5 protein-coding genes are annotated in these 12,422 nt (G+C 49.9%); 3 read left to right on the top strand and 2 right to left on the bottom strand.

What is annotated here, in order from left to right; all coding sequences use genetic code 11:
• The first annotated feature begins 37 nt into the window (after positions 1–37).
• Together PBOR_RS38170 and PBOR_RS25125 are read left to right on the top strand one after the other, a co-directional pair.
• Entirely contained in the window at positions 38–5,809 is a 5,772-nt protein-coding gene (locus tag PBOR_RS38170; protein WP_081972176.1) for an S-layer homology domain-containing protein, read from the top strand.
• Between the two features lie 15 nt (positions 5,810–5,824).
• Positions 5,825–7,255 carry a glycoside hydrolase family 32 protein gene (locus PBOR_RS25125; protein WP_042216410.1) on the top strand — a complete coding sequence of 477 codons (1,431 nt, stop codon included), beginning with the start codon at positions 5,825–5,827 and terminating at the stop codon, positions 7,253–7,255.
• Between the two features lie 21 nt (positions 7,256–7,276).
• On the opposite strand, the gene PBOR_RS25120 is transcribed toward PBOR_RS25125, so the two are convergent.
• Both PBOR_RS25120 and PBOR_RS25115 read right to left on the bottom strand, forming a co-directional pair.
• Positions 7,277–8,899 (bottom strand): response regulator, encoded by a 1,623-nt coding sequence (locus tag PBOR_RS25120; RefSeq protein ID WP_042216408.1) that lies wholly within the window; start codon positions 8,897–8,899, stop codon positions 7,277–7,279.
• Positions 8,892–10,724 (bottom strand): cache domain-containing sensor histidine kinase, encoded by a 1,833-nt coding sequence (locus PBOR_RS25115; RefSeq protein WP_042216405.1) that lies wholly within the window; start codon positions 10,722–10,724, stop codon positions 8,892–8,894. Before PBOR_RS25115 ends, PBOR_RS25120 begins: the two co-directional genes overlap by 8 nt.
• Positions 10,725–11,039: 315 nt before the next feature.
• Between PBOR_RS25115 and PBOR_RS25110 the strand changes: the two genes are divergently transcribed.
• Entirely contained in the window at positions 11,040–12,389 is a 1,350-nt protein-coding gene (locus tag PBOR_RS25110) for an ABC transporter substrate-binding protein (protein WP_218918859.1), read from the top strand.
• Positions 12,390–12,422: the final 33 nt, after the last annotated feature.

Below are 12,422 nucleotides of genomic sequence, written 5' to 3'. Positions count from 1 at the left end.
TTTGATGTGGAATAAAAGCGACTAAGGAGGCTTGTTAATGAGGGACGCCAAAAGTAATAAATCTTGGATCTCTAAAATAGTTGTTGGGGTTATGGCTCTTCAGCTTATGGCTCCGGCAATCCAGGGTGCAGCCGCAGCAGGAGTTGTATTAGAAAGCGGGGAAGCTTCTGTTCCACAGGTGGACATAGGATCGTCAGTTACGGATACGGTCTATCATAGTCCAGTGAAGGATTTGGGACGGTCAGTTACGGATGCAGTCTATCAAATTCAGAACCCGGGTTTTGAAGATGGTGATATGTCAGGCTGGACGGTTGTCAGAGGACAAGCGTTCGGTCAGGATAGTGTCTCAGATGAAACCACCTGGTGGGCGGAACAAATCCCGTACAACCAGGAAGGGGCCTTTCATTTAAACGGCTGGAAGCATGACGAGGCTGCGACCGGTGTGCTTCGTTCCAGCACCTTCGAGCTCGGGGGCAGCGGCTGGATCAGCTTCAAGTTTGGCGGTGCGAAGAATCCAAATAAGGCCTATATAAATGTCGTGGAGGCTGCATCGGGCCAAGTGATTGCGAGGTATGGCAACAGCGCCTTTGCCGATGTCGGCTTCCCGAATCCTGCACAAGGCTTGCGGCTTGCCAATATGGAGCAATATAAGGCGGATTTGTCGGATTATTTGGGCAAACAGCTGTATGTGGAAATCGTTGATAATGCTACCTCGGATTGGGGAGTGGTATTTGCGGACGCCTTCTTCATGTACCATGAATCCGAGCCCGCAGCCGGGATTGCCGCAATAGATATTAAGCCGGATTTCAAACGCTATCAAATTGAGAATCCCAGCTTTGAAAGCGGGAACTTAACAGGCTGGACGGTTGTAGAAGGCGAAGCGTTTGGACCGGACAGCGTGTCGGACGAAACTACCTATTGGGTTGAACAAATCCCCTATAATCAGGAAGGCACTTATCATTTAAACGGACTGAAGTATAACGAGACTGCGACAGGTAAGCTTCGTTCCAGTACCTTCGAGCTGGGCGGAACAGGCTGGATTACCTTCAGACTGGGCGGAGGCAAGCATACAGATCAAGTGTATGTGAGTGTTATCGATGCAGATACAGGAGACCTGATGGCCAGATACGGCAACAGCGAATTTAATGAATCAGGGTTCCCGGATCCGGCACAAGGCCTGAGACTCGCGAATATGGAGCAATATAAAGCTGATCTCTCCAAGTACATCGGGAAGAAGCTGTATGTGGAGATCGTCGATAATGGGTACGCGGATTGGGGAGTCATCTTTGCGGACGCCTTTCACACCTTCAATGAACTGGTACCTGAAGAAGGAGTTATGGCAGATAATATAATGCCGAACGAAATCCGGAATCCCGGTTTTGAAACCGGTAATTTAGAGAGCTGGGCCGCTCAGGGCAGCGCTTTTCAAGTGAGCAATGATGCTCAGGCTGGTAAAGAAGGTAACTATTATGCCAAATCCTCCTTGGAGGGGCAGGGTTCAATAACCTCTAGTACCTTCACTCTTCAGGGAACCGGTACGATTAACTTCACTGTTTTAGGCATCGACAAGCCGGAGGACGCTTATGTCGCATTATATGATGCCAGTACGAACACACTGCTTGAGAAGACCGGGAACGTCAGTGCGAATGAGCAGATCTCCTGGAAAATGCAGAAGCACTACAATAAGAGGCTTTATATCAAGGTTATCGATCAATCCAATCAAGCCCGTATCTCCGTTGATGCTTTTCAAGCGAATAATACGGGAACCACTTTCTATATGAGCCTTGATGAAGGCGCAGGAAAAAAGGCGCTTGAGGAAGTAAGCAATCTTGAGCATGACGTAAACTACGTATTTAATGACGCCAGATATATGGACTCCAAAGATCCAAGATGGACTCCGCGAGGAGTAAAAGGCGGGGCCCTGCTCTTCGATGGATACTCAAATGATATTGAGGTAGACGCAAAGGATGCCGTTCCTGTAAGTGACGCGTTAACGCTTGAAGCCTGGGTTGCCCCGCGCAGCTACGAGTGGGGAGACGGAAACAAGCTGTCTGCTATCGTGAACCAGTCCGATCAGGATAAGATGGAAGGATTCGCTTTGGGGATGTACCGGCACGGTACATGGTCAATGCAGGCCGGAATTGGCGGACAGTGGATACAGGTATGGGTCAAGGACCATCCGCTCGAAAAATACAAATGGAATTACGTTGCAGCTACGTTCGACAAAAAGGACGGTATCATTAAATTATATCTAAATGGCCAGGAAGTAGCTTCTCAGGCAACTCCTGTCAACGTTCCGGTTACACCTTCTACGGAAAAGCTGATGATCGGAAAAAACAATAGATCTGCAGAGTTTGCAGGATTGTTCTCCTACAATATGTTCAGCGGACTTATCGATGAAGTGAAACTGCAGAACAAAGCGCTCACGGGGCAAGAGATCCTTGCTGAGTATGAGAATGTGAAGGCGCTTCACGGCGGGATGGTTCCAGAAATCCCGAATGGTGACATTGACGAGGATCCTAGTGTATTTGACGGTGATCAGCACCGTCCGCAGTACCATGCGATGCCTCCGCAAAACTGGATGAATGAAGCGCATGCACCGATTTATTATAACGGCCAGTATCATTTATTTTATCAGCATAACCCGCAAGGTCCATTCTGGCATCAAATCCACTGGGGACATTGGGTGAGTGACGATATGGTGCATTGGGAGAATGTGAGGCCTGCACTTGCGCCGGAAGCGGGTACTCTTGACCCGGATGGTGCATGGTCTGGCAGCGCAGCTTATGACCGGGACGGCAATCCTGTGCTCTTCTATACTGCCGGCAATGACTCTTTGTCACCAAATCAAAGAACAGGCCTGGCGACTCCGGCTGATCTGTCGGACCCTAAATTGGAGCAATGGGTGAAATATTCTGAGCCGGTAACGGAGCAGAACGGAAATGGCATCCATAATGAGTTCCGTGACCCTTTTGTATGGTATGACCAAGAGACCGACAAGTGGTACCAGCTGGTGACATCCGGCCTACAAGACTTCAGCAGCGGTACAGCTCTGGTGTATGTGTCTGACGATATGTACAACTGGGAGTATAAGGGGCCTTTATACGTTAGTGACAGAAATCTTTATCCGGAGCTCGGTACGGTATGGGAACTGCCGGTATTATTGCCGCTGGGTGGGGATAGTACAGGACAACAAAAATACATTTTCATGGTTAACCCCCATGAGAAGCCGGAGCAGGTTCCTCCAGCTGATGATGTGCAGAGAGATGTTGAAGTCTTTTACTGGATTGGAACCTGGGATAGAGATAACTTCAAGTTTATACCTGATCAGGACGCACCTTCCAAAATGGATGTGGGAGATGGATATTTAACCGCCGAGAGCGGGATGGTTACACCTGACGGAAGAACGGTCGTATACTCCATGGTGCAAAATGTAAGAACTCCGCAGGCTGAATATCAGGCCGGATGGGCTCATAATCTGGCACTGCCGGTTTCCCTGAGCCTGGATGAACACGATGAATTGCGCATTGAGCCTATTGAGGAATTGCAGAGTCTCCGTGGAGATAAGATAGCTGATTTCTCGGACAAGAATTTGGCTGCCGCCAATCAATTGATCCGGAGTGTCAAAGGCGACATGCTGGAGATTGTGATGGAAATTGATCCGGGTGAAGCCCAGAAATTCGGTCTCAAAGTGCGGCGCTCCGATAACGGCCAGGAGGAAACACTGATTTACTATGACAAGACAAACGGGACCTTCAATGTGGACCGGACCAAGAGCAGCATTGATCCGGATGTACGCGTAGACGGGATTCAGGGCGGGGCCGTGGATCTGGACGGAGAGAACCTGAAGCTGCATATTTTCCTTGACCGTTCGGTTGTGGAAGCCTTTGCCAATGATAAGAAAAAGCTGACAACCAGAGTCTATGTAGGCCGATACGATTCCTTGGGCCTGCAGGTTTGGGCTGACAACGATATTACAGTCAAATCCATGGAAGTATGGAATATGAATGCCTTGACGGGTGAACCGGCTGCTCCGGTCGATGTGCCGGACAACTGGGACAACTCCGTATATACCGATATTGCGGATCTGCCTAACCATGATTTTGCCACAGGTGACTTAACAGGCTGGATTCCAGAAGGAGACGCCTTCCAGGATGTCCACGTGACCGATGCCCAGTTCTTCTGGGACACGATCTACTTCAATCCGTCGCATAAAATTCCGGGCGGCTATCATTTATGGGGCTTTAACGAGGAAGCCGGAGGTGACAGCTTAACGGGAACGCTGAAATCACAGAATTTCGTTCTTGGCGGGAACGGCAAGCTCAATTTCCTGGTTAGCGGCGGGCGTGATATCGATAAGCTGTATGTTGCGCTAGTCCGTGCATCGGACGGCAAAGAGCTGTTTAAAGAAACTGCCACGAATTATGAGGAGTATCAGCGGAAGATATGGGATGCTTCGCAGTATATCGGTGAGGAGCTCTACATTAAGGTAGTTGACCAATCCACAGGCGGTTTCGGACATATTAATGTCGATGATTTCAATGTACCGGTTAAGGTGCAGAATGGGGTGAATCCGACTAACCCGACTGATCCGACCGACCCAACCGATCCAACCGATCCAACCGATCCAACCGATCCAACTGACCCAACCGGTCCAAGCAGTCCGAGTCCAACCGGTCCGAGCGATCCAACCAGCTCTCCGACTCAGTCTGCCACTCCAGTGAGCAAGCCGGAGAGTCAGAACAGTCTGTTATTCGAATTGGGAAAAGGCGAGCGACAGGTACTATTCCCTGCGACTCTGGCAGCCAATGACGGTAAGAATGCGCTGAAGATCAAGCATGCAGATGTGGAGATTGAAGTTCCCGCAGAAGTATTGAAGGATTTACAGGCAATGGTTACGGGCAGTGAGCTTGGGCAGGCGAAGATCTCTTTTGAAATGGAAACTTTAACTTCAGAGCAGAGTAAAGAGCTGGTTGGGCAAGTTGGACAAAGAAATCAGGCAGCCATTTCAGTGGCTGGAGAGATCTACGAATTCAAATTGTCTATTGTAAGGCCCGACGGAACGAAGCTGACGCTTGAGAAGTTCTCCAAACCCATCACAATCCGATTGGGCGCACAGGAGAATTCCCGCCAGGATTTAACGGGTATTTATTACATCTCAGATGACGGAAGACTGGAATATATGGTTGGAACCTATGCGGACGGTAAATGGACGGCAGAGGTGAGTCATTTCAGCAAGTATGCCGTCCTTACTTATGATAAATCTTTTGAAGATGTGAATGCCTCCTATTGGGCCCATGATGTTATCAAAAAGATGGCAGCAAAGCAGATTGTCCTGGGTGTGAGTGAGACGGAATTCGCACCGAAGCAAAAGGTGAGCAGAGCGGAGTTCGCTTCCCTGATCACCCGGGCACTTGGAATAACAGGGACGAACTTAACCGCATTCAAGGATGTAGAACCTGAGCATTGGTATGCATCTTCTATTGCCGCAGCATATGAAGCGGGGATTGTAACGGGAAGAAGCACAGATACCTTTGCACCTGGGGAAACGATAAGCCGTGAAGAAATGGCATCCATGATCTACAAGGCGTATCTGTTCCATACAGGACAGAATGCTGTCTTCGGTCAAATGAGTAACTTCAAGGATGCCGGCACGATTAGTGCATGGGCTGTAGATGCAGTGGCTGCCTTACAGGAGCTCGGATTAGTTACCGGGCGCGGCAACCGGTTATTCGCACCGCATGAAACTGTGAACCGTGCAGAAAGTGCCCAAGCTGTCTCGCTATTGCTTGACAGAATTAATAAATAACGGGAGGAATCATCTATGAAGGAATTTTTCTATCGCCCTGAGAACGCCTGGGTAGGGGATGTTATTCCATACTATGAAGGCGGGGAGTTTAAACTCTTTTATCTCCATGGCTGGAGAGAGAATTATAAGGAAGGGCTGGATCACGGCTGGCATTTACTTGGGACGAAGGATTTCGTGGATTTTAGAGAGGATGGGTCTTGCAGTATCGAAGGCGGAACCGGCCACATTCTCAAGGTGGATAATATTTATCATATGTTCTACTGTATCTTTCCTGAAGGGAAACAGATTGCCTGCCATGCCGTCAGCAAGGATCTGCGAACATGGGAGCCGATCCCTGAAGACACTTTTGGTCCGGACGGCGAGATTTATGAGCTGGCGGACTGGCGTGATCCCTTTGTATTCTGGAATGAGGAAGAAGGGCAATACTGGATGCTGATCGCAGCCCTGAAGAAGGGGCCGACGAACCGTAAAGGCTGTACAGGTTTGCTGACCTCTAAGAATCTCAAGCATTGGGAATACCGGGAGCCGCTGTACGCGCCGAATCTGCATGTAGGAGCACACGAATGTCCGGACTTGTTCCAGATGGGAGAATGGTGGTATCTGATCTATTCCTCTTATACGGGACGTTTCGGCACCTTTTACCGGATGAGCCGTTCTTTGAACGGGCCGTGGATTACGCCGCAGGAAGAGGCATTTGATGGACGTGCCTATTATGCTGCTAAGTCGGTATCCGACGGACAAAAACGTTATTTGTTTGGCTGGAATCCGACAAAAAATGACGATTTGTTCGGCTGGAACCCGCCTAAGGCAGCAGGCAAAGATTATGATACCTGGGATTGGGGCGGCAACATGGTTGTGCATGAAATCATTCAGCGGCTGGACGGAACACTGGGTGTGAAGGTCCCGGAAACCGTAGATTCGGTTTTTGACAAGCAGGTCCCCGCTAATTTTCATGGAGTTACAGGGGAGTGGACGATGACGGGCGATGTGCTCCACTGCGATTCCCCTTATGCTTTTGCCAGCTGTATTACTCAGGAGGAACTGCCTGATCTATGCAAGATTTCTGCTTTCGTCAGATTTACCGGGGAGAGCCAAGGTCTGGGGTTCATGCTGCGGGCAGGCGATAGCCTGGATTTCGCCTACTACATCACACTGGAGCCACAGCGTAACCGGATTACCTTCCGCGGGCCGGTTATGCAATCGGAGGAGGGAGGCAAAACCTTCCCTTACGAGGTCGAGCTGGAACGTCCGCTCAAGCTGGTGCCGGAACAGAAATATGAGCTGAAGGTGTTTATTGATGGGACGATTTGTGAAATTTATATCGGCGGAGAGGTGGCAATGAGTGCCAGAATGTACGACATTCAGCATGGAAAGCTTGCCCTATTCATCAGCCAGGGGGTGGCGGAGTTTAGCCGGGTCCAGGTCCAGATTCCTCCTCAGGGATAACCCTCCCAGGAAATCTTCCGTTTATCCCAATTCGCTCTGTGAATAATTCAGTTTATATTCCTTGGGACTCATTCCCGTATATTTGGAGAATACATGGGTGAAATAGGCAGGAGTCTCAATACCGACGGCTTCCGCAACCTCGAATACCTTACTCGCCGGATTCCGGAGCAGCTTCTTGGCCATATCAATCCGGTACCGGTTGATCACATCGATGATAGACTCACCGGTGACCTTCTTGTACAGGCGGCTGAGGTAGCTGCTGTTGATATGGATGTGGTCGGCAATAATCTGCAGGCTCAGGTTCTGATTGTAGTGCTCTCTGATATATTTCTGGCATTCAATCACGATGTAATTGGGCTGTCTGTCACTCAGTGCCACTGCCCTGGAGCAGTTCAGAATCAGGCGCCCCAGGATATCTGCCAGCAGCTGGATGCTTTTGCTCTCCTGAATTTGCTTATACACGGCAGATTGGCTCTCCTCCATCTCCGGTGCGAAGGGTGTGCTTGCGCTCAGCAGACGGAAACAGTAGGAAGCGATAAGCAGACAGGCTACCTTGACATTCTCGATCGGCTCTTTAGTACTCTTGTAACTCTCCAGCAGCTGGTCCAGCTGCTGGACTGCCAGCTCGCTTTGTCCCTGCTGCAGATGTTCGGCAATTTGCTCTGCGGCGTGATGGGGAGGCGCTCCGGGAGTGATTGTCTGGTTCGAATGAGGCATATATACAGCCACATAATTATCGTTATAGAAGCTGCCCTGCAGCGCCTCTCTGGCCTCCAGGTAAGCCGTTGTCAGCGTAGATATATCCCTGTGCAGCAAGCTGATGCCGATATTGACATGGCATTGTCTGAAGTTCTCCGCCATGGCGAGAATTTCATTGCTGATCGTAAGCAGGGTCTGGGTGGAGACTGCGGTATTGCCGCTGCCCATGGAGACAAGCGCCAGCAGGGTGTTTTTCTCCATGGCCATAATAGAAGAGGGGCGCTCCCCGAAGGCCAGGCCAAGGAATTGGCGGATGGAGGCCAGGAAGCGGTAATGGTCATTCGCCGGGTTCCCGGTATAACCTTGGGAGCCGGGCATATCTTTTACCTCCATATAGACGGCGAAATAGTTCTCCAGCTGCAGCCCCAGCTCTCTAGAGCGGCTGAACAGACCAGCTTCATCGCTAATCAGGCCATAGACGGCCTCTCTAAGGAATTTTTCGCTGATTTCGGACAGATTATCGTTGATTTTGCTCTCCAATTGCCGGACCTTCTGCGTCTGCTCCCGTTCTTTTTCCAGCAGCTGTGTGGCTTTTTCAATCGCCCGGGGAATCTGCTCTGTGGGATTGGTCTTGACTACAAAATCGACAACTTCATATTGTATGGCCGTTTGGGCATAGGCGAAGTCCGCGAAGGCCGTAAGAATAATGACCTTCGTTTGCGGAAAGTGCCGGTGCACATAATCCGATAAAGCAAGGCCGTCCATTCCCGGCATGCGGATATCCGTGACAACGATATCGACATCGTAATAGCCCAGCAGCTCGACCGCTTCCAATCCGTTCGCTGCCTCACAAACAACCTCGCACTCAAGAATACTCCAATCGATGAAGCACTGCAGCCCTTTTTTGATCACAGGCTCATCGTCTACAATCATGACCTTATACATGTGTTAGTTCCCCCTGATCTGCCGGTATGTGTAGAGTGACTCTCGCACCTGACCCAGGCTCGCTCTCGACCTCAATGCCATAAGGCTCGCCGTAGAGCAGCTTAACCCGTTTATGTGTGTTGATCAGGCCAATATTGTTGTGGCCCTGTTTGCGCATGGTATCGCTCTCGAAATGACTCCAATTCTTGGGGACATGCTCAAACCCGCTGCCGTTATCGGTGATCTCGAAATAGACCGAATCGTTCTCGCGGTAAATGCGGATGCAGATGTTTCCTTTGCCGAGCTTCCGCTCCACCCCGTGCACCACAGCATTCTCGACCAGCGGTTCAACACTGAGCTTGGGCAGCAGCAGATCCAGTATGGCCTCATCCTCGATCTGGATCGTATACTCCATTTTGTCCTCGAACCTTTCCTTCTGCAGATACAGATAGAATCTGATGAAATCCAGCTCCTGCCGGATCGGGATTTTGGCCAGGCTGTTGGAATAGATGCTTGCCTGCAGCAGCTCTGTGAGGGACGTTACCATTTTGTAAACGGTCTCATCTTTGGACAGCTTTGCCTTGTAGCCGATGGTAATCAGCGTATTAAACAGAAAATGCGGATTCATCTGCGCCTGCAGAAATTTGAACTCCGACTCTTTGACCAGCAGATGTTTCTCATAGACTTCCTTGATCAGGTAATTGATTTCGTCTGTCATGTTATTGAAGGTAGAGCTGAGCTGGTTGAGCTCTGCATCCTTGAAGGCCGGCATCCGGGTATTGTAATCCCCTTTCTTGACCTTACGGATACTCCGCAGCAGATCGCGGATAATCCGGGTGAAGCGAAGCGATAGCAGGACACCTGCTGCAAGCGAGACGAACGCAATCAGCGCGATAAACCAGATATAATTGTGCATGCTTCCCGATAATTTGGCGAGTACCTGCTTCCTCGGAATGCCGGCAATGAAGGTAAGTCCGGTAGTACCGATGCTGCGGGAAGCGGCCAGATAAGTCTCCTGATTAAGCTTGACCTCACTTACTTCCGTATGATCTCTCAGCGCGAGCACATCGGGAGGAACAGTTGAACCTAATTCCTGCTTACCCGCACTAGAATAGATGACTCCCTGATTATCAATGATGTAGGCCATGGCGCCCGGGTATTCGAGCAGCCCGGAATACTCCTCTGCTAAATCCGCTTCATTCGTACCGAAGATCAGCACCAGGCGCTGCTCGGGAAGATTGATATTGGACATCACCCGTGTGAAATAGAGAGTGGGGTCACCGGGACTGGGCGTGAGAATTTCTTTGCCGCGGACCATTTTACCGTTAACCTTTTGATAGACTGCGAGATTGTTCCGGTTAATCTGTTCAATATTCGGCGGGGATTTCAGAACGGATACATAATTGTCGGTGTCAAAAAACACATAGGCCGTTGACAGCAGGCTGATATTCCAAGCATTGTTGAACATAAGGCTGTACTTCAAATCCTCTTCCATTTCGCTTTTATTGACGAATTTCTTATAGAAGTCATCGCTCAGCGACATATCGTCGATTAGCCAGTTTCTTAACATTTTAGTAGAGAGGAAATGCAGGGAGGTATTATCGATAATCTGAAAAGACTTCTCGATATTGTCGTTGGTCTGGCGGATCAGCAGGGACAGATTATCATTGGCATTTCTCGTTAGAATCTGGGAGATGCTCCAATAGAAGTAGCAGCCGGCGAACGTCATCGGCAGGAGAATGAGCAGGAAGATAATAATGACCATTTTATTTCGTACCGGAATACGGGAGAAACGTCCGAGTATTGGAGTAAGGCTGATCCGCTTCAGGATATGCTGATTGGACATGTTGGTTGCTCCTTGCTGATGAGTCTGTAGTACAGCCATTATATATTCATTTCCTGGCGGCGAATAGCGGAGCCGGGCGAAAACTGGCCTTTTCCGGCCAGATGGTAAAGAAAATGATAAAGAGTTAAAGAAATCTGAAAACCCTTACACTTATCCCGCTGCCGTGCTTCATTTGCTCAAGATATTATAAAAGATCATGCGGAAAAACGAATTCATAACTTTTTTTCTTTGCTCTACAATGAGACCTGTAAACAACTGTAATTGGCTGCTGGGAGATGCCCTGGCTTAAGCCATCATTCTAAAGGGGGATTTATTGTGCGAAAGTCTTTGTACAAAACGGGCTGTACCTTAGCAGGCATGCTGATGCTGACCATGTCCATTACGGCATGCGGATCAGGGAATTCAGCAGAGAATAATGGAGCGGCCGCAACGGCAGGCTCAGGAAATGCAGCAGCGCCTGCGGCTAAAGCGCCGGTCAAAATTTCTTATCTTACCTTCCGGGTCGGCACGCATGCGTCAGCCAAGATGGAGGAAGAGCAGATCAAGCAGTTCAATGCCAAGTACGGCAATGAAGTGGAAGTTGTGGTTGAAGAGATTCCAAGTGATGCCGCATATGTGGATAAAATAAAGATTCTGGCAGCCTCCGGGGATGTGCCGGATGTCGTTATGGGCAAGGACGGAATTAATGACGTCTTAATCAAAGGGAATCTTGCAACCCCTTTCAATGATTATTTAGACAAGGACGCGGAATGGAAGGCAGCCATCGGAGAAGATGCACTCGCTTCCAATACCCGGGACGGGAAGATCTGGTCGATCAGCGATCAGAAGCAGAATATCGGCTACTTCTACAATAAAGAAATGTTTGAGAAGGCAGGCATCAAGCCCGCCGAGACTTGGGATGAATTCATGAGCAACAATGAGAAGCTGAAGGCCGCAGGCTTCGTTCCGCTCGCCCTGATGACCGGGGAGAATGCCTGGACCTCCAACCTGATTCTTGCCGCAATGATCGGTACGAACGGCGATAACGGCAAAGCGTTCATGAACACCCTGCACCCTACCGACTTCAACACGCCGGAAATGATTAAGGCGCTTAACATGATGAAGGAGCTGCTGGAGAAGTATACGACGAAGGATGCGCTTGGAGCGGGATATGCCAATGCAGCGAACGCATTCAGCCAGGGCAAGGCAGCGATGATTGCCAACGGTCCTTGGATGATTGGGGACTTCAGCGATCCGGCCAAGAGCAGTGAAGGGTTCGATGCAAAAGTGGGCGTTGCCGCGTATCCGGACAACAGCCTGATTTCTACCTATGAGGTCGGCTATATGATCGGCGCCAAAACGCCGGAAACCCGCGACGCTGCGGAGAAATTCATCAAGTTCAAAACAGGCCTTGAAGGGCAAACCATCGCGCTTGAATACGGCAATGTAATGCCGGTATCCAGTGAAGTTCAGCCTTCAGACGCACTGAAAGAGAAATATCCGATTATGGTCGAATCGATCACAGTCGCGCAAAAGACACAGCTGCATTACCGGACACTGGACTCCATCGTCTATCCGAACGTAACAGATGCCTGGAAGAACCTGTATCCGAAGCTGGTAGCGGGCCGGGCAACGGCCGAAGAGATCGCCCAGGAACTGACGGATATTGCCGCTAAGAATAAATAAAGAGCAATGTAAGCTGAGGATTGGGGAGGACCA

Source organism: Paenibacillus borealis (assembly GCF_000758665.1).
Taxonomy (GTDB): Bacteria; Bacillota; Bacilli; order Paenibacillales; family Paenibacillaceae; genus Paenibacillus_AQ; species Paenibacillus_AQ borealis.
This window is presented reverse-complemented; position numbering and strand designations above follow the sequence as displayed.